Raw genomic sequence first — 21,583 nt, forward strand, 5'->3', positions numbered from 1 at the left:
GTGATCAACGTGCTCCTGGCGGTGGTCGTGGGCTTCGCGGCGGGAGCTGCTCTGCGTCCGGTGGTCGTCGCGCTCGCCGTCCCGGCCGGCAGGCCGGCCGTCTGCCTGTCCTGCTCGCCTCCTGCCGCGGGCCCGACGGTGCTGCGGCTGCTGCGCAGCGGCTGTGAGAACTGCCGTGACCGGCTGGTGGGTGCACCGTGGTGGCTGCCGTCGGCTGTGACCGCTGCCGCGTTCGCTGCGGTAGCGGCCGGAAGCGCCACGGGCTGGTACGCCGCCGCGCAGTATTGGATCGCGTTCCTGGGCGCCGCCCTGCTGCTGGTCGACAGTGCCGTGCAGCTGCTGCCTGATGTGCTGACGGTCCCGGCCGCCGTCGGGACGCTGGTGCTGCTGGCCGGTGCCGCAGCCGAGGGCGAGCCCGGCAGTCTGCTCCGCGCGGTAGCCGTCGCGGTCGCGGCCGGTGTCCTGTTCACCGCGTTCGCTCTGGGCGGCATGGGGCTGGGCGATGCGAAGCTGGCCGTCTCCCTCGGCGCCCTGCTGGGGTGGCGCAGCTGGCAGGCCGCCTGGGCCGGGCTCGTCCTGGCCTTCGCGCTCGGTGCCGTCTGCGCGCTCGTCCTCCTGGTGGTCCAGCGCAGGAGCCGCAAGAGCACCCTGGCGTTCGGCCCCGCCCTCATCATCGGCACCCTGGCTGTCCTCGCCCTCGGCTCGTGACAGCCGCACATCGATCAGGGAAGCGCTTATCCAGATGCTTACCCTCGGCGGATACCCGCAGGTTGACACGGGGTAAGCGGCGCCGCGGCCATCGGCCAAGGGATGGTCGATGGCCGACGTCGGAGCCTGCGCATCGGCCATGTTGCTGCTGTGGCCGATGGCCGACTCCGGGATTCTGGCCATCGGCCACGGCCCCGACCGGTGGCCGGGCGTGGCCGATCCGCCGCGCGTCATGGCCGGTGATCGATGGCCGGTGGGGATCCGGATCGGCCAAGGCCCATCCAGGGTGCAACGTCATGACCGGTCAGCGGCCGCGCAGACGCTTCAGCCAGCCCCGTATGCCGGTTCGCGGCGAGGGCGCGACCGTGGGTGGGTGAGGCGGAGGTGGTGGGATACGCGGAGGGAGCACGGGTGCGTCGGACACCTGCGAGGCTGGGCGGTCCTCTGCCGCCGGCGCTGGTGTCTCAGTCTTCGGTGGGTCCGCGGCGGGCGGCGGGGCGTCTTGTTGCTCCGACTCGTTCGGGATCGGCTCCGGGTGCGCTGCGGGACGGGTGGCGGGCTCCGCTCCTGATTCGCTCGTGCGCGGACCTGTGGTCGAGGCCGGCGTGGTGGAGTGTCGCTCGGGCTCGTCGGCACGTACGGCGGGTGGGGCCGTGTCCTCTTTCTGCTTGGCGGGGAGGGACGGCTTTGCCGGTGCCGGATCGCTGGCGGGATGAGACACCGAGGCGGGGGCGAGCCGGCTCCACGGTGGCGTCGGCTTCGGCAGAGGCGCTGAGCCATCTACCGTGCCCCACCGCTCCACCTGCCACGGTTCTTTGACCCATAGTTGCAGTTCGATCCAGCCGCGCTCGGCGCTCTTGTGTGCCCAGTCCGCCCCCTTCGGGAAGAGCTCCCAGTAGCCATAGCCGAGGAACTTCCCCGAGGACGTATCCGCGCCGATCCACTCCCCCGCCTTACAACGCACCGCGACTCTGACCTTCACCGGCTGGCCCTCGATGAGGACCGGGTGGCGGGCGACATACATCACGACGTAGCTGTCGCCCCGCTGTCCGGCCGGCCCCGCCGTGCTCGCCGGCCCCCACACGGCGTGCGGTATCTGCCCGCCCGTGCCGTCGATCAGCTTCTGCGCCAGTTGGTGGGCCGTGGCTGGACCTACGCAGAAGTCGTCCCACGCGATGTTTCGTTGACCGCTCGGAGCTACGGCAGCGAACTCGGCAACGGTCTGCGGATCGTGCTTGAAGGATTCCAGGAGCTGGATGATCCGCCTGGCGGAGGCGATGGCCGGCCCTCGCAGCTTGCTGACGGCGGGCGTGCCGCCACCACCGGCGGTACGCGGCGGCTGCGGCTGCGGCCCTCCGCCCTTGGCGTTGCCGCGGGTGCCGGGGCGGGACAGGGGTGGGCACTTCAGTCGCCACTGGCCCTCGCGCCGGACGACGGTGCCCTTCGAGGAATCCACCAGTTCCTTGCCGCGGCGTGGGAGATCGAAGTTGCACGTGAGCTTGTGCTTGCGGCCCGGCATCGTGAAGAAGTGGGAGGAGCGGGAATCCGGGTCGTCGGCGTTTGCTGGTCTGACCGAGACGTCGACCTTGCAGCCCCCGCAGCGCAGCGGGAGAACGTATGGAGGGTGGGGCTTGATGTCGATGGCCGACCGGTCGTAGGCGTCATCGCGCGAGTCCCAGACCCACGGGATCCTCACCCCGTTCCGCTTCTGCTGCTTCACGGTCAGCTCCCCCAGTCCTCGACGACTGCCGCCTCATGATTTTCCCTCAGGAGGCGTTTCATTACAGGCGAGTTGGACCTGTGATTGGTGGCCCGTGCCGGTGTCGGCACGGGCAGCGGCACCGCATGCTGAGGTTGCCGGATACCCAGATGCTTACCCCGTGGTGGACACCCGCAGGTGCGGCGCTGGTCTGTCGCCGTGATCGGTGTGGGGTGTCGCCGTGGCCCCTGAGTTCTTAAATTCCGAGGGTTGCGCCGAGAATCGCCCCACAGAATGCCCCCTAGGAGGCCCGAACTCGAACGTCCTGGTATGAGGCGACCTTCGAGCCGCTGGCAGGTCGTTAGACGCCAGCACAGCCGTTTTCGGAGTGGGGTGGCCGCGTCGAAATGCGCTGAATAGGGGATAGGTCGCAGATGCGGATGCTGCAGCACACCAACGGTGTCGGCCGACGTTGGGCGAGTGTCAAGCTCCGTCCGAACTCGGTCAAGACCCGTGATCGACGAGGTGGGATCGGTCATCGAGTCGCTGTCATCGGTCATCGGTCACGACCCGATCGGCCAGCGGATACCTAGGCGTCGGGTCACAGGGTCACAGGTCGTCGGTCTCGGCTCTGAGAACCGGTGGCCGGTCACGGGAGGGATGTCGGTCAGCACTGGACGGTCCGCAGATGCGCGCGGCCTTCTCGCTGACGCTGCTCGGTCAGATAGTTGAGGGCGTTGAGGCGATGTCGACTGGTCTTCACGGACAAGTCGAGACGGCCACTGACGCTGGTCTGCCACCCATATGGGTCCGCTCCCCCGGCCTCCGCGCGAGCGGACGGAACCGCCGGGTGTCCCCCGGCGTTGTCCCGTCGGTCATGCCCTCGGTGCCTGCCGTGCCGGACGTCAGCGTGACTGGTTTCTCGTCGTACGCCTCGGGTGCATCGAGAAATGAACGGTCCCTGGTTCTGCATCAGGTCACGCTCTCCCGCTACTGCAGGGTAAGCCCGCGCGAACAACACCTCCGTCCCAGCGCCGAACGGAGGCCCAGCATGGCAAGAGCCCAGGGTCGCGGGTCGAGAGAGTTGAACACGCACTCGCTCTGCATTCTCAGTCTCACGCCGATGACGCAACTTGGGCGCTGGTGAATCGTCTTCGGGCGAAGGCGCCCCAGCGCCCCAGCGCCCCACTGGCCTTCTTGGCTTGCACTCCCCCGCGTGAACGCAGTGTCTGAGTGATTACGCCGTAATCACTCAGACACTGCGTTCACGCGGGGGAGTGCAAAGGGCCCCGCTCTCCCACCATTGGCGGGGGCGCGGGGCCCGAAGGGACCGGACCGGTGACCTTAGTCGGGCTGTAGCGCCCACAACTTCCTGGTGAGTTGCTTGACGTGGTCCGTGTCCATGTGGTGGCAGATGAGGGCAGCCATTGCGTCGACGTCTTGCCACGGTAGGTCGGGAGATGCGGAGGTCGGCTCCTGCTCTGAGGTCAGGTTCTCGCGCACGGGTGCAACGGGCGCTGCAGGCTGCTGACTCCCGTGGTCGAGACTGCTCGCCACTTCACGGTGACCTTGCCCAGATGCGTCCTGCTCGGTGATTACGGCGTTATCACCATCGGTGGTTGGCTGCTCTGGCTGCTGGGTGATTACGGCGTTATCACTTCCGGGCCGTTTCTGCGGGACTGCTTCAGCGACTTGGAGCTTGCGCTGCTGCGCCTTCTTCGGTGCCTCAGCAGCTCGCCGGTCTGCCTCAGCTCGCTGCTGTTGCGGCGGCAACTTGCCAAGCCCTCGCACATGCTCGACTTTCCGCTCGCCGGCTTCGAGGTCGGCTTGGAGAGCTGGGTCGAGGTGCAGAAGGGAGAGGCGCTGGGAGATGAACCCTTGGCTGACCCCGAGTCGCTGCGCGGCCTTGCGCTGTGATCCGTAGAACGTGACCAGCTTGTTGAGCGCGTTGGCTTCTTCGAGCTCGGTCATGTTCGCGCGGTGCACGTTGGCAACGAAAGCTGCTTCCAGCAGCTTTTCGTCAGAGGTGGCGAACGCGTCGTCGACGGTGTACTTGATCTCCGTCAGCCCCGCCTCGTGGGCGGCGGCGAAACGCCGGTGGCCATCGACGACGACGTAGCGCGCGCCGTCCTTGAGCTTGCCGAGGTTGTCGGGGCGTTCGGCGAGGTACGCGTCGACGGTGACCAGGGTGATGGCGTTGACGAGGCCGACCTCGAGCATCGACTGCGCGAGATCGGAGACGTCTCCGAGTTCTTCGCGTGGGTTCTCGGGATTCTCGCTGATCAGCTTCAGAGGAAGCTTCGGCGCTGCAGGCGTTGGCGTGCTCGTCGGAGCCTCGGTGGCGGCTGCGATCGCGGCGCGGCGGGCGCTGACGGCAGGGGCGGCGTGACTGAAGGAGGCGGAGGCACCGAGCTTTGCGGCCTTGCTGCTCATGCGATCTCCCGGGCCAGGGCGCGGATGTTGGCGGCCTGTTCGCTGTTGGAGGCGTAGGCGAGCAGTGGTGTCTTGGTGCGGACGGCTTCTCGCTGTTCGCGTCGGTCGGGGATCACTGCTACGACGCGGGGATCCTGTATGGCTTTCCAGGAGTCGAGGGAGCTGGTGGCGATGTAGCCGCGGCGGGCATCGTAGAGGTTGACGATGAGGCCGAGGTAGTCGAGTTCGATGTTCATGTCGGCGCGCATGTCCTCGATCTGGGAGACGAGGAGGCTGTAGGCGTCGGCGCTGCTGTCTTCGGCTTGGACGACGATGCCGACGCCGGACTGGCCGGGCTGTTCGCCGTCGCGGCGGCGGCCGTAGTAGACGGCGGCGTCCATGCTCAGGCCAAGGCTGGGCGGGCAGTCGACGATGATGACGTCGTAGTTGCCTTCGACGGGGGAGAGGGCGCGTTCCAGGGCGGCTTCTCGGACGCGGACGCTGGAGAGTTTCACGTCGAGGAGGAAGGCGTCCTGGCTTGCGGGCAGGAGGTCGAGTCGGCCGCCGAACTGGTCCCCGTTGACGCTGACGATGAGGTCGCGGATGTCTCCGCGGTCCTTGTCGGCCGCCATGTGCTTGGAGAGCGTGTCGCCCTTCATGTCGGCTGGCTCGTGCCCGAGTTGCTTGGTGAGGTGCCCTTGAGGGTCGAAGTCGACCAGGAGCACGCGTAGCCCGTGTCCCGGGAGCTGCTCGAGGTCTGGCTCCTTGCCGGTTTCGGTCATCTGCTTCGAGGCGCGCACGGGGAAGAGGGCGTTGCGGTCTTCGGCGTAGGCCTCGGCGATGCCGGCTGCCGTTGCGGTCTTGCCAACGCCGCCCTTCTGGTTGCAGATGATCTTGCGCTTGGGGATGGTGGGGCGCTCCACGGCGGGCGCCGGGTTGGAGTCCAGCCATAGCTGGACGGACTGTGCAAGGCCCTGGATGCCGGAGACTCCACGCGCGGAAGCGTCGGCGCGGAAGGCTTCCCAGAGGCCTTCGGGGAGCCAGGTGGAGAAGGATTCGGCGCCGGCGGTTTCGATGGGGGAGAGGTTGGAGCCGAGGCTGCGCCAGGCGGTGATGCCTTCGGCGACAGCGTCTTGGAGGGCGATGCCGCGCTGTGCGGTGCGGACCTTGAGATCTTGCCAGAGGGCGGCGGGGAGTTTGGATACGACCTTCTCGCGGTCGCCTTGCGGACTGCTCGTCATACAAGGCACCTTACTAACGCGAGAGCTCAAATCCAGCATCGGGGCGTTAGTGTCTCCGTGAGATTATGTCGGAGACGGGTGATTACGCCGTAATCACCCTCGCATCTGCTCCAGCTACACCGCCCCTGACGCACCGTCCAGCAGGCGCACACTGCGACTCGACTACAGCCTCAGACCTATGTCGCGAGCAGCATGGACAGTTGCCCAGCGGCGGGGTGATAACGGCGTAATCACCCGCGGCTCTCCCGCATCCGAGTTCTGTGCGAGGCCGCAGCTTTGCCGAGACAGACAACCTGCGCGCAAGAACTGCTGCAGCAGTTCATTTACGGCTCGTCCAGTTGAGCTCGACATCTGCGGCGGCGGTGGGGTCCTTCAACTCTGGCCGAGCGAGCCTTCGCTCTGCACCACAGCCCCTCAGCGAACCAGCTCAGCGAAGGCAGGCGGCTGGAGCGCCGCGGGCTGGGAGAGCTGCCTGGATCTCGTTGTCCACCCTCTCTCCTTCTCATGCCGGGTTCTTCAGCCGGCACCTGGATGCTGTGGCTTCTCCCAGAGGGAAGGTCAACTAGGGCGTGAATCGAAAGTGGATCTTGGCGAAGGGCTTGCCTTACTTCAGAGGTAATCGTCTCGGCGTGCCTGCACGGGCAGGATTGGCGATCTTCTGCGTCAGAGGACGCGGACCAGGACGGAGAGGTCAGCCATGTCCATAGCCGCATCTACGAACACGCGTACTGTGGTTGAGGAGTTGCTGCGCAGAATCGGCGAGGGCGACCCCGAGCGCATCGCCGAGCTGTATGCCGAGCAGGGCGATTGGAAGCTCGACTGGCCGGAGGCCGAGCACGGCCGTAGTGCCACGCCGTGGATCCGTCACCGGTCCACCCGGGCCGACGCGGCCGCCCACTATCGCGAGCTTGCCGAGTACCACGTGCCGGAGTACGTGGGGACTGAGGTCGAGCGCATCCTCATCGACGGAAACGACGCTGTCGTGCTCGGCGAGATCCGTCAGACCGCCCGGCCCACTGGACGTGCGTATCACGCGCGGTTCGCTCTGCATCTCACCGTCGAAGACGGCCTTGTCACCCGGCACCATGTCTACGAGGACAGCCTCGCCGTCGCCCAGGCATTCGACTCGCAGCGCAGCCAGCCGCGTTCGGTGTAGCCGAGCTCGCGGCCGCGGAGGTACGCCGCGGCGTGCGGGGTGTCAGGGTGGACCAGGGCCACGGCGATCATGTCGGGGTTATGAACAGCTCGCATGTCTCAGGCCCTCTCCTGTCTCGCCAACACCCAGGTCGGGCACAAGGACGATCCACGACGGGCTACACGAGCGGGTGTCTCAGCCACTGCCGAGAACCGTTGCTCGTTCGTGACCTCCAGGCCCGGCCTACGGATGCTTGGTTCAGGGGCCGAGCTGGTCGGGCGTCGCGGAGTCGTCGTCTGCCACTCTCGTCGACCGAGGCTTGGGGTCGATGCGCGTGCTGTCGCGTTTGCCTGCATGTCCGCCTCCCGAATTCACGCCCTGCATGGTCGCGATGGACTTATTGATCAACCTACGAGCACGGACCTGTGAATAAGTCCCGACGAAAATTCACCTTGCCCATTCAGCCTGGGCTCGGGCGGACAGGTCGGCAGTCACCCGACGGCGCAGCGGCCGGTGTTGTCCAGACGCGTGGTGAAGCCTCCCGCCTGGTCGCGAGTGAGCACGAGCAGTGGTTCGGCGGTGGTCAGGTCGGGGTGTCGGTGATGCCGCCGAGCATCGACGAAGCTCTTCATGCCCGCACGGCCTGAAGCGTGTTGCGGAAGGCCGTGTTTTTGCAGTTCAGCGGTCCAGCCCGCCTACGGCTGTGCTGATCACGCGGCCAGACTGCGCCACACGTGGGCGTCGGCCTTGTTGCCCGGCGCAGGGCGAGCGGTGGCCACGACCAGGCGGGTGTCGGAGTCGATGATGACCTGCACGTTCGCGGAGAACCGGTAGTTGCGGCTTGAGGCGCCGACCTTGCAGTCGCGGACCGGGACGAGCGTGCCGTCCACGATCCACAGCCGGTCCACGGCATCGGCGGGACGTGAGGTCGGTTCGAGCGTGAGGAGGGGTCCAAGAGGGTCAGCCGAGATACGGCCGATAGGGATAGCAGGACCCCGGCGGCGTGATCGCTGGGGTCCTCATGTCCTGCCGGTCCGTCACGTCACGCGGCCGGAGCTGCGGGCGGGGGTTCGTTGTCGAGCCAGGTGATGAAGGACAGGACGGAGCCGCCGAAGTGCTCGCGCACGCGCGCCTGGATTGCGCGCAGTTCATGGTCGGGGACGAAGTCGTGGGTGGTGCTCTCGCCGCAACCACACGCGCAGTCTCGGGTGGGGACTTCCTCTGCACGCGACCATGAGTTGATCGAGCAGCCGTCTCGGCGTGGCGTCGCTGCCGTCCCGCGCACAGGGCTACCAGGAGCTGATCGCGGTGCTCAACGACTGCGATCGGGTCGGCCGGCGAGCGCATCCCTATCCTCTTCTCGCCGAGGTCGTGGACTTCGCGCAGGTTGTGGCCGAGTCGGTCGAGGGCGTGCACCCCGACCGGCTCCACATCGCCGCCCCCGCCGCCCGTCCAGGCCGTTGCCTGGCTCGTCGACCAGTCCGTCGGACACCCGGTCGCCCACCCCCTCGGCGCCGTCCCGGCAAGTCCGGGCCCGCCCCACCACGAACTCCCGTCCGCTCAGCCCTGCATCACGAGCAGCGCGACGGTCCCCGCGCCCGCGCACCGTCGGCGGCACCGACCGCCCTGCCCAGGGCCCAGGCCAGCCATGGGAGTTGACCTCGCACTTTCCGTACCCTTCTCTGCTCGAAGAACGGAGGCTTCCACGCCGCCGCGGGGCGCTGAGCTTCAGCTGTTGTCCGCGCCTTGTTGTCCGCCGTCACCGGCCCGACACCGGACATCCGGATCGCCGTAGACAGGTTCCCGTGACAGGGCGCGAGTCTCCGGGCAGCACGGGGCGGCCCGCGCCGAACGACCGAAGGAGCGATTCGTGAACCTCACACGAGTGACCACGCGTGCGGGCTTGGTGGCCGGCACCGCCGCGCTGGGACTGGGTGCCCTCTTCGCGCCCGCCGCCGGCGCGGCCACCCCGCCGGACTCCATCAGCAAGGGCGACAGCGGCCACGGGGTCTGGTGTGTTCAGCACGCCGTCAACAACTACTACAAAACGTACTACGGCAGGAACAGTGGAGTGATCGCGGAGGACGGCCAGTTCGGCACCAGTACTGCCGACTGGGTCGCGTGGTACCAGGGCAGGCACGGGCTGCCCTCCGACAGCACCGTCGGGCACCAGACCGGGTACTACGTGATCATTGATGATGGCTGGTACGGCAACTACTGCAAGTCCTACGTCCCGCACTGAGCATCGGACGGTGCCGTCGGCTGCCGTGGGGCGGCCGGCGGCACCCTCGGTTCCTTCTCTGCTTCCGGTCATGCTGACCGAGGTGGGCAGACACGGTGGAAGGGCGCCCCCGGAACGAGTTGAGTCCACTGGTCCTCGGTCAGGGAATCGCCGGTCGCGGCGCAGATCCCGCGGATCGCTCGGACGGGATCCAGCCTCCACAACCGCACGGTGTGATCGTCACTCGCGCTCGCGAGGGTGTGGCCGTCGGGGCTGAAGGCCACGCCGTCGATTGGCCCGGTGTGACCGACGAGTGGGGTACCCAGCTGGGATGGGTGATCCGGGTCGGTGACGTTCCACAGGTCCACGGTGTGGTCGTCGCTGCTGCTGGCCAGGGTGTGACCGTCCGGGCTGAAGGCGACCGTGTACACGAAGCTGGTGTGGCCGGTCAGGGGCTCGGCCAGGGCCAGCGGCCGTGCGGGGTCGGTGACGTTCCACAGCCGTACCGTGTGGTCGACGTTGGCCGTGGCCAGGGTCCGTCCGTCGGGGCTGAACGCCGCCCCGTACACACCGCCGCTGCGGGCGGCGAGAGGGTGGCCCAGCGGGACGGGCCTCGCGGGACGGGTCACGTCCCAGAGGCGGGTGGTGTCGTCCGCGGAGGCTGTGGCCAGCACGTGCCCTCGTGGGCTGAACGCGACCGCAGTGACTGGTCCGGTGTGAACGGTGAGCGGCTCGCCCAGGCCGGTGGCGTTCGCTGGATGCGAGACGTCCCACAGGCGGACCTGCCGGTCGTGCAGGCCCGCGCTCGCCAGTGTCCGGCCGTCCGGGCTGAAGGAGACCGAGTTGACCTCGCCTTGGTGGCCGGTGAGCGGCTGTCCCACGAGCGCGGCCTTTGCGGGGTCAGTGACGTCCCACAGCCGGATGGTGCCGTCCCGGCTGGCGCTGGCCAGGAGCTTGCCGTCGGGGCTGAACGCGAGTTTCCGAACGGCGTTGTGATGCCCGGTGAGAGGGCGGCCGAGGGGGGTGGGCCGTGCCGGGTCGGAGATGTTCCACAGGCGGATGGTGCTGTCGGTGCTGCCGCTGGCCAGGATGTGCCGTGCGGGGTTGAACGCCACAGTGTTGACGTAACTCGGGTCGATGAGAAGGGTGCCCGGGAGGCGCCAGAGCCTGACGGTGTGGTCGGCCCCGGCCGAGGCGAGGCTATGCCCGTCGGGGCTGAAAGCCAGCCAGTAGACGTATTCGGTGTGCCCGGTGAGGGGCTGCCCGATCGGGACGGGGGCGGAGGGGTCCATGACGTTCCACAGGCGGACGGTGTGGTCCGCTCCGGCGGTGGCAAGGACGTGTCCGTCGGGGCTGAAGGCGACCGCGTACACAGTGTCGTGGTGAGCGGTCAGGGGCGCTCCGAGCGGCACCGGGTTGGCCGGGTCCGCGACGTTCCACAGGCGGACGGTGCTGTCGTTGCCCACGCCCGCCAGGACGCGGCTGTCGGGGCTGAAGGCGACGGCGTACACGGTGTCCGCGAAGCCGGTGAGCCGTCCCAGACGCCGTGGGTGGGCGGGGTCGGCAACGTCCCACAGCCGAATGGTGTGATCGTGTCCCGCGCTGGCGAGGGTGCGGCCGTCGGGGCTGAACGCGGCCGAGGCAACGGCGCCGTGATCGTGACCCTTCAGCGGTTGTCCGAGCCGCTGAGGGTGGGCCGGATCGGCGACGTCCCACAACCGGACCGTGCCGTCGTCGCTCGCGCTGGCGAGCGTGTGTCCGTCCCGGCTGAAGGAGACAGAGAAGACGTAACTGCCGTGGCCGGTCAGCGGCGTCCCCCAAGGCGCGGGGTGCGCCGGGCGGGTGACGTTCCACAGGCGGACCGTGCGGTCGCGTCCGGCGGATGCCAGGGTGTGGCCGTCGGGGCTGAAGGCGAGCCAGTAGACCCACTGGCTGTGGCTGGCGACGGGGCGGCCAAGTGGCACCGGGTCGGCCGGGTCCGCGACGTTCCACAGGCGGATCATGCCGTCGGTGCCCGCCGCGGCCAGGGTACGGCGGTCAGGGCTGTACGCCACCGCGTACACGGTGTCGCTCCCGGCGGCCAGGGGCCTGGACAGCGGGGTGCCGGCGGCGCTGATCAGGTCGGTGCGCAGCTGCGGCTGCGGGCGGATGCGGTAGGCGGCGATGTCCAGTTGAGCGGCGAGTGAAGGGTCGGACTCCCGTAACTGGCTGGCCTTGGCCTGCACCTCTCCCGCGATGGCGTTGTTGCGCTCGGCCTGGGCCGTCGCGCTCTTCTTGAATGCCACGGCGGCGGCCACGGACGCGACGAGTGCGAGGACGCACACGGCGGCGATTGCGGCGCGGCGCAGCCGGGCCGCGCGGCCCGCGTGCCGGACGGACGCGGTGAGGAACTCCTCGACTCGGGGGCCGGGGACCAGTGCGTCGCTACGGGTGGCGGCCCACTGACGCGCCGCGGCCAGGACGCCGCCCCGGTACAGGGCCCCGGGGTCGCGTCCCTGCCGTTGCCAGACGGCGGCCGCCTCGGTGATCTGCTGGTGCATGAGGAGACCTGACCGGTCCTCGTCGATCCAGCGGCGCAATCTGGGCCATGCGTGCAGCAGTGCCTCGTGGGTGATCTCGGCGCCGTCCCGGTCCAGGGTGACCAGCCTCGCCCCGGCCAGCAGGTCCAGCACGGCGCTGGTGTCCGGGCCGAGGTCCTCACGCGCTACGGGCCGTTTGGTGTCGTCGGTGCCGTCCCCGGGGGCCACCATCCGCAGTAGGACGGAACGGGTGAGTCGCTGCTGCTCGGCGGTCAGCTGCTGGTAGAGGGTCTCGGCGGTGTTGGCCAGGGCGTGTGTGATGCCACCCGCGGCCTCGTATCCGCTCAGGGTGAGCGTGTTGCCGCGGCGGCGCAGCCAGGTTTCCCGCAGGGCGTGGGAGACCAGCGGCAGGACGTTGGCTTGTCCGGTGGCCTCTGCCACGACGCGGGCCAGCAGGGCTGTCTCCACGGCGCATTCGGAGCGGACGGCCGGCTGGCTGACGGCACGGCGCAGTTCCTCTGTCGACATGGGGCCGACGAGTAACTGAGCGTCCTGCAGGGCTGTGACGAGTTCGGGGTGTTCCGAGCAGCTCGCGTAGAAGTCGGCCCTAACGCCGATGACGACGCGGGTACGGCTGTTGGCGGCCTGGGCCGCCGTGAGTAACGCGGTGACGAAGCGGTCGCGTTCTTCCTTGCTCCGGCAGAGGGTGAAGACCTCTTCGAACTGGTCCACGACCAGCAGCAGATCTGTGCCGTCGGGGCAGTCCGCCGTGGCCAGCGCTTGCAGCACCGCCTGGTGCAGGGCCCGGGGGCCGCCGCTCAACTCCCTGTGCAGTGCCGGGGCCGTGCCCCCGGCGAAGGCCGCGAGACGGGCCGCGCACTCCTCCAGCGGATGTGCTCCCGGGGTGAACAGCAGGGCCGGCCATCCGGGGCCGCCGTCCGGGCCACCCGCGCTCAGGCGCGGGACCAGACCGGCCCGCAGCAGCGAGGACTTGCCCGATCCCGATGCCCCGAACACCGCGACGAACCGATTGGCGCGGACCCGGGTGACCAGGTCGTCCGTGAGTCTTTCGCGTCCGAAGAACCAGGAGGCGTCCTTTGGCTGGAAAGCCGCAAGGCCCACATAGGGGCATGGCCGGTCCTGTTCCGGCCCCACGTGGTCCCGCAAATTCGGCGACGCGGGGGCGAGGCCCGCGGCGACCTCGTGCCAGCGCGCTCTCCATCCTTCCTCGTCGCCCCCGCAGGCCCGGACGAAGGCGAGTGTGACCTCCAGGCTGGGCAGCTTTCGGCCCCCGGCCGCGTCCGCGAGCGTGGTCGATGAGTAATGCGCCTTCGCCGCGAGTTGCCGGTACGTGGGCTTCCCCGCTTTGTCCCGCAGCAGGCGCAGCCCCGCGGCGAAGTCGGTCAGTGCGCTGCCGTCGTCCTCCAACGGCTTTTCTTTCCTCGGCACTTGTCATGCCCCCGGGTCCGTGAAGTGTCGCGGCGAGCCTATTGTCCGGAGCCGGTTGTCCGGGGCTTCTTCACCGACACCGGACAACGCAGGGTGCCGTAGAACCGACGTGGCGACAGCGGACACGGGGGTGCCGCTGACGCCGTCCCGGGGGGCGAAGCACCAGCCGGACAGCCGAAATGAGTGCTGCGTGAACGCTCTTCCGGATTTCACCTTCCCTTCTCCCCGAACGTGAGGAGTTCCGGACATGTTGACGAACACTTCTGCAACCCGGCGCCCGGTGCGGCGCGCCCGCCGGGCCGTTGTCGGTCTGCTGACCGCCGCGGTCGCGGCCGGTGCCCTGGCGGCCGTGCCGGGCCCGGCTTCAGCGGCCACCTCATCGGCGGTCAGGCCGGCCGCCACCTCATCGCAGATCAAGCTGGCCCAGCGCGACCTGAACGGCCTGGCCTACGACGCCGGTGGCGTGGACGGTGCCAGCGGCCCCAAGACCAAGGCGGCGACGCAGTCCTTCCAGAGCGACCGGTGCCTAGGCGTCGACGGCGTCGTCGGCCCGCAGACGCTCGCCGGACTCACGTCCATGGTCAAGCAGGTGCAGTCCAAGGCCGGAGCACCGGCCAACGGCGACTACGGCACAGCCACAACGATCGCGGTGAAGCACTACCAAGCCGCCCGCCACCTCTCGGCGGACGGCATCGCCGGAGACCAGACGATGAAGACCATGGGCATCGAGCGGCTCGTCAAGAGCTGCCACGCCACGACCGCGCTCCGGGCCAGGATCGTGAAGACCGCCAAGAGCCAGATCGGAGTCACGGCCGACTCCCACAAGTGCGTTCCCGGCAAGCCGTACAGCGTGTGCACCGAGTGGTGCGCGGCCTTCGCCACCTGGGTCTGGCGGCAGTCCGGTGTCGACATCCCCTTCATCAAGTACGTGCCCAGCGTCTACGACTGGGCCGTCGCGCACCACAAGTGGGTCGGCACCAGCGGCTTGGGCACCGCGAAGCCCGGAGACCTCATCATCTTCGGCAGCGCACACAACCGCTACCACATCGGCGTCGTCGACCAGGTCAGCGGTGGGACCGTCCACGTCGTCTCGGGCAACACGTCCAATCCCACCCGTCCCAGCCAGTACGGCGTCTACGACAAGAGCTACCCACTGTCCGGCTCCGTCTTCTACGGCCTGGTGCGCCCGTAACGGGCCAAGCCCGGCTGTCCCCCCGGCCCCTGCCCGGTGCCTCCAGCGCCGCAGGGGCCGGTGTGCGGCGTCGCCGAGCCAGGAAGGCCCGGCGACGCCAGCCATGACCGACCACAAAACCAGAACGGAGAGACAGCGATGACGTATCCCCACACCCGCAGCGGCGCGGTGGGCAGGGCCGGGTGGCAGGTCCGCGCTGCGGCGGTCCTCGCCGCCGGACTCGCGACCCTGTGCACCGGCGTCCACGGCGTGGCCCACGCGGACACCACCGCGCCCACCGGGGCGGCCCGCTCCACGGCCCCGGTGCGCGGGCTCGACGTGAGCGGCAACAATCCCCATGTCGACTGGAAAGCGACGGCCGCCAAGGGCGCCGCCTTCGCCTACGTGAAGGCGACCGAAGGGGTCAGCTACACCAGCAGCTACTTCGCACAGCAGTACAACGGGGCGGCCGGCGCTGGCCTGATCCGCGGCGCCTACCACTTCGCCCGCCCGGACGCCTCCGGCGGACGTGCGCAGGCCGACTACTTCCTGGCCCACGGCGGCACGTGGAAGCGCGACGGCAAGACCCTCCCCGGAGCCCTGGACATCGAGGCCAAGGCACACGGTGACCCCTGCTGGGGGCTCAGCCGCAGCGCGATGACCAACTGGATCGGGGCGTTCGTGAACGAGTACCACGCCCGGACGGGCCGCCACCCGGTGATCTACACCGCCGCCGGCTGGTGGGCGGCCTGCACCGGTAACTACCGGGGTTTCGGCAGGACCGACCCGCTGTGGATCGTCAACCAGTCCGGAACACCCACCCCGCTGCCCGCCGGCTGGAACACCTACACCCTCTGGCAGACCGCCGCCTCGGGCGCCTTCCCGGGGGACCAGGACGTCTTCAACGGCACCCTGAAGGACCTGAAGACGTTCGCCCTGGGTGACTACACGCCTCCGCCGCCGGCTCCCAGCTGGCCTGTGGCGCAGCAGGGGCAGGCAGGCCGGCAGGTGACCACCGTGCAGTACCTGCTCGCCGCCCACGGGGCGCCCATTACAGCGGACGGCCGGTTCGGGGCAGGAACCCGGGACGCCGTGATCACCTTCCAGAGGGCCCAGGGACTAACCCCCGACGGCATCGTGGGGCCGAACACCTGGCAGCACCTGGTCGTCACCGTGCAGCAGGGCGACACCGGCGCGGCTGTGCGGGCGGTCCAGGACGAATTGAAGGCCCATGGCGCCGCTGTCACGGTGGACGGCCGGTTCGGATCCGGAACCCGGGACGCCGTGATCACCTTCCAGAAGTTCAGAGGGCTGACCCCGGACGGCACTGTAGGCCCCAACACTTGGATGAATCTGGTCAGTTGATACGGCGGCCGAGTCCCCACCCACAGTGGGTCAGCCCGCAACAGACCACGTATACAAGGGAAACGCCCTGATCGCGGCCTTCTGCAACACGCTTTAGCCCAGACGCCAGCCGCAAAGTAGCGGGGTGATCACGTGCTCGCCACCGTGGCGGCCTGCTCGTCGTGTTCGCGCAGCATCTGTATGACGGTGGCGGGCAACCGTCCCAAGCAGCGTTCGTGGGCGTTGAAGATGCCCGATGCCGATGGCAGGGTTTCACCATGCCTCCAAGCTTGCGCCAGCGCGCATTAGCCGGGATTTTTGTCAGTCTTGCCGTGTTAGTAACGGCTTGCTCCTCCAGTAAGCACGGTTCGGCCGACTCCCTGCCGAGCAACCGCGCAGGGACAGCAAGCCCTTCTGTAGGGGCAACCAGAAGCGGCGAGCCAGCACCTGAGTTCCGTGACGCGCGGTTCACCCTGGAAGGGGCACCGGGAAAGGATTGCTACCACTCAGTGGCTGACTTCGACGACAGAGGCCCTGTCGTCCACAACCATGACGACAGCTGGGGCATGATGGACGATCACGACCTTGATATCCACTCCTGTCCGGACGGTGTCACACTGACCATCGCCTGGGGTGGGAGGAAGGTCACCGGCAAGGTGGGCATGCGTGCCTGCGAACACGCTGTAGACGGCGCAAACGGCGCCGGCCCTGGCGTCAATAGCGCCGACGGCCTCGTCAACGAAATGCCGATCTCCAGCCTCCGACCGGGAGATCAATTCTGCGAGTTCAACGGCGCCACCGTCCGCCTCTTCCGCTTCCTCTCAGTGGACCACTCCACGAGTGAGACCACATGGACGGCGACGACATGGTCAGACCTCGGCTACAGCGGTTAGCGCTCGTGGGCGGGGTCGGCCTGGTCACGTCCACCGTCTTGTCGCCGCGGAGCGACATCGGCGCCCGCAGCCAGCTCGAATCGCTGCGGGCGCCCGTAGCGTGCTGGCCAGCGGTCGACGACGTCCTCGTCGAGGTCGCGGTGGTCCACGTCCACGACAGGTCGCGGTCGGCTACGACGGCGCGCTTCGTCCGACCGCAGGCCGACTCGCAGTTCGGGCATCGCAATTTTGCCGTTCGAGCGTTCGGGACACCGGTGACCCGGCAGGATGATCCCGTGGAATCAACACGCCGCGTCCGGATAGCCGTCCTCAGCTCCGAGGGCGAGACCGTACTCAGGTCGCTGCTCGACTGGCTGCATCACGAGGACGAACTGCGCGGCCGCGCGGTGCTGGAGCGGGCGGCGCCACGGTCCGGTGAGATGGGCGGAATGGTTGACGCGCTGGTGGTGGCGCTGGGCTCTGGAGGAGCGGGAGCAGTACTCGCCCGGTCACTTTCGACCTGGCTCTGGCAGCGACGCTCGGACCTCAAGATCACCATCACCTCGGACGACCGCACTATAGAACTTGATGCGCAGCGGGTCCCCGACGCTCAGGCACTGATCCGGGAGGTCGGTGGCCTGCTCGGTGACCAGGAGCCCGGGCAGTGACGCGGTTTCCCGAAACTGCCCGTTCCCGGGCTGTTCTGATCGGCACCAGCCGGTTCCCCAAGGCCCCCGAGCTGCCGTCGATCCCTGCCGTGGCCGCCAATCTGAACGCATTGCGTCAGGTTCTCACCGACCCAGCCGCCGGTACGATCACGCCCGAGCTGTGCCAGGTCGTCTCCGATCCCGCCGACATGCAGCGCCTCGGCCCCATCCTCAGCAACACGATTCGCGAAGCGACGGACGTCTTGCTCGTGTACTACGCGGGACACGGTCTGCTCGACGACAAGGGCCGCCTCTACCTCAGCCTGGCCGAGACCGAGCCGTCCCTGTTGCGCTATACGGCCCTGCCGCTTGACACCCTCCGCGAGGAGCTGGCCAGCAGCCCAGCGGCCATCCGGATCCTGATCCTCGACTGCTGCTTCTCAGGCCGGGCCATTGAGGCCATGGGCGACGAACAAGGCCTGATCATTGGCCAGTTGGAGGTTGCTGGCACCTACACCCTTACCTCAACCACCGCCAACGCACCCTCCCATGCACCAAGCGGCGAACCGTACACGGCCTTCACCGGTGCTCTGCTCCAAGCACTCCGCCAGTCCGAGCCACAGACCCTGGACGCGATCTACCAGCGGGTCGCACAGAGCCTTGCCGCACGCGGACTGCCGCGCCCGCAGCGGCGCGCGCTGAACACCGCCGGCGATCTCGCGCTGGCCCGTGGACCAGCGTCGGCAGCTTCGTCATCCCCAGCGCACGACGAGGTGCGGTTGCGTCCTGACACGGCGACCGCTGCCCGTAACCGGCGCCAGCCCATGGCCATTGGCGGCGTCGGCACGCTGTTCTTCGGCTGGATCTTCACCGAGGCGCTGCGGGCCGGGTGGGCGAACTGGTCAGACTGGTTGAGCTGGTTGGTCTCCCTGCTGCTCGGCATCCCGGTGCTGCTCTTCCTGTGGCTCTTCGGGGCTGCTCTGTTCGCAAGCGAACGGAACGTCGCGACGCTTGTCCTCAACTCCGCGGAGATCAGCTTCGGGCGTGGCCTCGGTGGTGTCCGCGTGCCGTGGACGGACATCTCCCATGTCGGGCTGATGCGGTGGTCGGTCCACAATCGCGTCCGCCAACCGCACCAGGAGAGGCTCACGGTTTTGGCCGTCCGCCTGCGCGCGGAGGCTCCCGTTCCGAAGACGAGTACGGGGCTCTCCAAGGCTCATCGTGAGCTCGGCTACGTGGGCATCTGCACTCTCGGGGCGATCGGGGCCGATCGGCGCAGTGTGCTGACGGCGCTCGAATGCTTCGCTGGACCCCGTCTCGTCCGTACGCCCCGTGAATTCCTGCACATTGACCCGCGGCTCAGCCCGGATATGGTCTGAGCCGGGCCAGGCAAAGTGCCTGCCGTCGCGCCAGTCCAGGAGTCGGACCGGCACGGCGGGCGGCTCGGGCGGTGCGGCTGTGGGTTGACGGCGGGTGCTCACGGACGCAGGCCGGGCAGCTGCTGACGCACCTGCGCGACCAGGTCCTCGGTGGGCTTCCAGGGCCCGAGCTGTCCGCGCGCGGGGATCGGCAGAGCGAGCTCCTGGGCGCCTGCGAGCTCCAGGTGCCAGCGGCCGGGCTCCGACCACGGGGTGCAGGGCCGGGAGCCGTCAGGGTCCTGGTGGCAGCCGGTCAGCCGGGCGACCCCGATCACGGCGCCGGTCGGCAGGTCGCGGCCGCGGATCGTGCGGGCGACCAGCGGCAGGCGCAGGGCGGCCCGGTCGGTCTGCAGGCCCGCGTGCAGCAGGAGCCAGCCGCGCCAGGACCAGGGCCTCGGGCGGTTCTCGACCGTCTTGGCCCCGGAGGCGATGGAGGTGGCCCACGGCTGTCGGATGCTGATGCCGCGGATCCAGTCGCCCGCCGGCGGAAGGGTGGCGGTCAGTAGGAGTGCACGCTGTCCGATTGGGGCCTGTACGCGCTGGACGGGGTCCATACTGGGGATCTCCCTCTCTCGTCTCGTACGGGGTGGGTTGGCCCGGGGCAGGCGAGATGGTTGGACGCCGTTGTGCGCCTGTCCCGGGGTTTCTGGCGCTTGAGGGACCACCGCGACCGCCCCGGCTCGCGGGCCGGGACGGCACGGAGCATCCGTCAGACAGCAGCCGGGACGGGGACGTCGAGGTCGACACCGCGCAGCCGGTCGAGCACATGCGCGTCGAGGCGGGCCTGGTGCTGGGCGGCGATGGCCAGGTTGGCGGCGCGGCCGCGGGCGTAGTTGAAGGCCTGCGGGCTGGCGCCGGATGCGGCGAGGGCCTTGTCCACAGCGTTGCCGGCCAAGCGCTGGTTCCACCGGTGGGCGGCGGATTCGCGCCGGGCGCGGGCGGTGGCTTGGGCCGCTGGCTGTGCCCCCCTGCCGCCGCCGCACTGCTCCCAGTTCGAGCGCCGCTCGCGCATGCCCTCGGGGTCGGCATCCCAGTCGGCGGCCCACCGGGCGGCCCGCTGGGGGATCTGCTGCTGGATGACGTCCAAGACGTCACGGCCGCCGGTTCCGAGCGCGAGGTGAGCGTCGGTCTCCTCGAGGACACGGATCTGGTGGGCCAGCAGACGGTAGGGGTAGTAGCGCTGGCTCCAGTTGCCGGTCTCACCGAGCGGCTCCACGATCCACAGGCGGACCGGCCAGGTGACAGGCCAGATGCCGGTGTCCTCCAGGGCCTCGCCGACGCGCTTGACCATGCGGAAGTACGAGAACTGGCTCTCGTCGAACCACAGGTTTGCGCAGGGGTTGGGGTGGTCGATGACCTGGCCGACGGCGTCGGCGAGGTTCACCGGGGTCCCGGCCTGGCGGGACATCTCGATGATGCCGTCGGCGGGGGTGGCGATGTACCAGGTGACAGGCTTGCGGGCCATGTGGTCCTCCATCAGGGGTGTTGGCGGCCGGAGCCGCTCATAACCGGATGTTGATCGGGGTGCGCGGGTCGCCCGCGCTGGTGTGGACGGTGCTGCGGTGGGCGGCGAGGCCGGCGTTTCCGCCTTGGATCGGGAGGTGGCAGGTGGGGCACCCGTGCCACCACTCATCCCCGGCTGGGAGTTCGGCCGGGGTGAGGGGGTGCGGGTGGGGGCCGTCGGCTGGGCGGCTCACGCGCGGACCGCCTCCTTGTGCTGCGCTTCCAGGTCGGCGCGGCCGTCGGGGTCGTCGTCCTGGTCGTGGTCGTCGGCCTCCTGGTCGATGTCGTCGAGGCCGCCGTGGACTGTGCAGACGATGTCGTCGTGGTTGTCCAGCTCGCCGTTCAGTGCCCGGTAGAGGCAGGTGATGCTGTAGGCGGGGGCCCAGGCGTAGCCGGTGCACTCGTCGTCGTGGGGGCACGGCAGCATCACGTCGAAGCCGATGTCGCCCTGGCCATCGGTGTTGTGCCGGAGGGCGAGGGTGAGGTGCTGCTGGCCGAGGCGGATTTCTGCGACGCGGTCCCCGCCGGCCATCTGGGATCCGGGCTTCCAGCGCCACAGCGGCAGGATCTCCGGGCCGAAGAAGCGGCGCGGCAAGAGCAGGTCGCCTAGGCCCTGGCTGCCGTCGAGCCCGAGGTCGGTGTTCCGGGCCTGGCTCAGTCGGTTCAGATGCGGCAGCAGCAGGGACAGGTCGGTGGCGAACACCACCTTGTTGAACCCCTCACTCGCGAGGCTGGCATGCGCGTGGACCATCGCCCTGTGCTGCGCGCGGACGGTGTCGTCGGGCACGGTCCGGTTGGCCGGCCGCGGGCCCTGGCGCTCCACGCATACGGAGGCCGGGGTGGTCACCATGACGGCGATGACGGGCATGTTGTGTCGTTTGGCGGCGGCGACCAGCGGGTCCCTGGCCTCGCGGGTGACGTTGGTTGCGTCAATGACGGTGAACAGGCGCCGCTTCATCCGGCGTTCGAGGAGCATGTGGAGGGCGTCGACCGCGTCGGCGGTCGCGGCCTGGTCGCCGGGGTCGTCACTGACGGCGCCGCGCAGGGCGTCCAGGGACAGGACCTGGCTGGCGGGCCAGGTACCGGCCAGCGTCGACTTGCCCGCGCCAGAGGGGCCGATGAGGACGACGAGGCACCGTTGCGGCAGCTGCGGATAGGTCGGCGGGGTCATGTGGGCTCTCCTTGTGAGGTGGGCGTGGTCGGGTTCGGGTGCAGGAGCGTTGGGGCGGAGCCGCGGGCGCGAT

17 protein-coding genes and 1 pseudogene are annotated in these 21,583 nt (G+C 69.0%); 8 read left to right on the forward strand and 10 right to left on the reverse strand.

Annotated features, from left to right (window positions below):
* Positions 1 to 708, forward strand: coding sequence for an A24 family peptidase (locus CG747_RS32445; RefSeq protein ID WP_257980896.1), 708 nt, complete (start codon positions 1 to 3; stop codon positions 706 to 708).
* Positions 709 to 1,012: 304 nt separating this feature from the next.
* Here the strand turns inward: CG747_RS32445 and CG747_RS32450 are convergent, their stop codons facing one another.
* The 3 genes from CG747_RS32450 to CG747_RS32460 form a co-directional block, all read right to left on the reverse strand.
* Complete coding sequence (locus CG747_RS32450) at positions 1,013 to 2,428, reverse strand: hypothetical protein (RefSeq protein ID WP_100605440.1); 1,416 nt, start codon at positions 2,426 to 2,428, stop codon at positions 1,013 to 1,015.
* Positions 2,429 to 3,751: 1,323 nt separating this feature from the next.
* A complete protein-coding gene (locus tag CG747_RS32455) occupies positions 3,752 to 4,840 on the reverse strand; it encodes a ParB/RepB/Spo0J family partition protein (protein WP_100605441.1) in 1,089 nt (362 codons plus the stop codon).
* Entirely contained in the window at positions 4,837 to 6,060 is a 1,224-nt protein-coding gene (locus CG747_RS32460) for a ParA family protein (protein ID WP_100605442.1), read from the reverse strand. Before CG747_RS32460 ends, CG747_RS32455 begins: the two co-directional genes overlap by 4 nt.
* A gap of 697 nt (positions 6,061 to 6,757) precedes the next feature.
* Between CG747_RS32460 and CG747_RS32465 the strand changes: the two genes are divergently transcribed.
* Positions 6,758 to 7,216 (forward strand): nuclear transport factor 2 family protein, encoded by a 459-nt coding sequence (locus CG747_RS32465; protein ID WP_100605443.1) that lies wholly within the window; start codon positions 6,758 to 6,760, stop codon positions 7,214 to 7,216.
* A 470-nt stretch (positions 7,217 to 7,686) separates the two neighbouring features.
* Here the strand turns inward: CG747_RS32465 and CG747_RS48295 are convergent, their stop codons facing one another.
* Both CG747_RS48295 and CG747_RS32470 read right to left on the reverse strand, forming a co-directional pair.
* Complete coding sequence (locus CG747_RS48295) at positions 7,687 to 7,827, reverse strand: hypothetical protein (protein WP_180985789.1); 141 nt, start codon at positions 7,825 to 7,827, stop codon at positions 7,687 to 7,689.
* Between the two features lie 90 nt (positions 7,828 to 7,917).
* Positions 7,918 to 8,151: pseudogene (locus CG747_RS32470) on the reverse strand (IS5/IS1182 family transposase); the annotation flags it as partial.
* Between the two features lie 914 nt (positions 8,152 to 9,065).
* Here CG747_RS32470 and CG747_RS32485 point away from each other — a divergent pair.
* Positions 9,066 to 9,437 (forward strand): peptidoglycan-binding protein, encoded by a 372-nt coding sequence (locus CG747_RS32485; RefSeq protein ID WP_100605445.1) that lies wholly within the window; start codon positions 9,066 to 9,068, stop codon positions 9,435 to 9,437.
* Between the two features lie 68 nt (positions 9,438 to 9,505).
* On the opposite strand, the gene CG747_RS32490 is transcribed toward CG747_RS32485, so the two are convergent.
* Positions 9,506 to 13,384: a WD40 repeat domain-containing protein gene (locus CG747_RS32490; RefSeq protein ID WP_146022177.1), complete on the reverse strand. Its 3,879-nt coding sequence runs from the start codon at positions 13,382 to 13,384 to the stop codon at positions 9,506 to 9,508.
* Positions 13,385 to 13,631: 247 nt separating this feature from the next.
* Here CG747_RS32490 and CG747_RS32495 point away from each other — a divergent pair, with 247 nt between their 5' ends.
* The 5 genes from CG747_RS32495 (at position 13,632) to CG747_RS32515 (ending at position 18,797) form a co-directional block, all read left to right on the forward strand.
* Positions 13,632 to 14,576, forward strand: coding sequence for a peptidoglycan-binding protein (locus CG747_RS32495; RefSeq protein WP_100605447.1), 945 nt, complete (start codon positions 13,632 to 13,634; stop codon positions 14,574 to 14,576).
* Between the two features lie 138 nt (positions 14,577 to 14,714).
* Positions 14,715 to 15,920, forward strand: a complete 1,206-nt coding sequence (locus CG747_RS32500; RefSeq protein ID WP_100605448.1) for a GH25 family lysozyme — start codon at positions 14,715 to 14,717, stop codon at positions 15,918 to 15,920.
* Between the two features lie 488 nt (positions 15,921 to 16,408).
* A complete protein-coding gene (locus CG747_RS32505; protein WP_100605449.1) occupies positions 16,409 to 16,792 on the forward strand; it encodes a hypothetical protein in 384 nt (127 codons plus the stop codon).
* Complete coding sequence (locus tag CG747_RS32510; RefSeq protein WP_100605450.1) at positions 16,750 to 17,439, forward strand: hypothetical protein; 690 nt, start codon at positions 16,750 to 16,752, stop codon at positions 17,437 to 17,439. Before CG747_RS32505 ends, CG747_RS32510 begins: the two co-directional genes overlap by 43 nt.
* Entirely contained in the window at positions 17,436 to 18,797 is a 1,362-nt protein-coding gene (locus CG747_RS32515) for a caspase family protein (protein ID WP_100605451.1), read from the forward strand. The genes CG747_RS32510 and CG747_RS32515 overlap by 4 nt, the downstream gene beginning before the upstream one ends.
* Before the next feature lie 98 nt (positions 18,798 to 18,895).
* Here CG747_RS32515 and CG747_RS32520 read toward each other — a convergent pair whose 3' ends face one another.
* From CG747_RS32520 to CG747_RS32535, 4 genes are all read right to left on the reverse strand, one after another.
* A complete protein-coding gene (locus tag CG747_RS32520) occupies positions 18,896 to 19,390 on the reverse strand; it encodes an ASCH domain-containing protein (RefSeq protein ID WP_257980897.1) in 495 nt (164 codons plus the stop codon).
* A gap of 155 nt (positions 19,391 to 19,545) precedes the next feature.
* Positions 19,546 to 20,301, reverse strand: coding sequence for a hypothetical protein (locus CG747_RS32525; RefSeq protein ID WP_100605452.1), 756 nt, complete (start codon positions 20,299 to 20,301; stop codon positions 19,546 to 19,548).
* 37 nt (positions 20,302 to 20,338) lie between these two features.
* Positions 20,339 to 20,533, reverse strand: a complete 195-nt coding sequence (locus CG747_RS32530) for a hypothetical protein (protein ID WP_100605453.1) — start codon at positions 20,531 to 20,533, stop codon at positions 20,339 to 20,341.
* The gene (locus CG747_RS32535; RefSeq protein WP_100605454.1) at positions 20,530 to 21,510 is read right to left on the reverse strand and encodes an ATP-binding protein; all 981 of its coding nucleotides are present in this window, start codon (positions 21,508 to 21,510) and stop codon (positions 20,530 to 20,532) included. The genes CG747_RS32530 and CG747_RS32535 overlap by 4 nt, the downstream gene beginning before the upstream one ends.
* Between the last annotated feature and the right edge of the window lie 73 nt (positions 21,511 to 21,583).

Source organism: Streptomyces sp. CB02959, assembly GCF_002803155.1.
Taxonomy (GTDB): domain Bacteria; phylum Actinomycetota; class Actinomycetes; order Streptomycetales; family Streptomycetaceae; genus Streptomyces.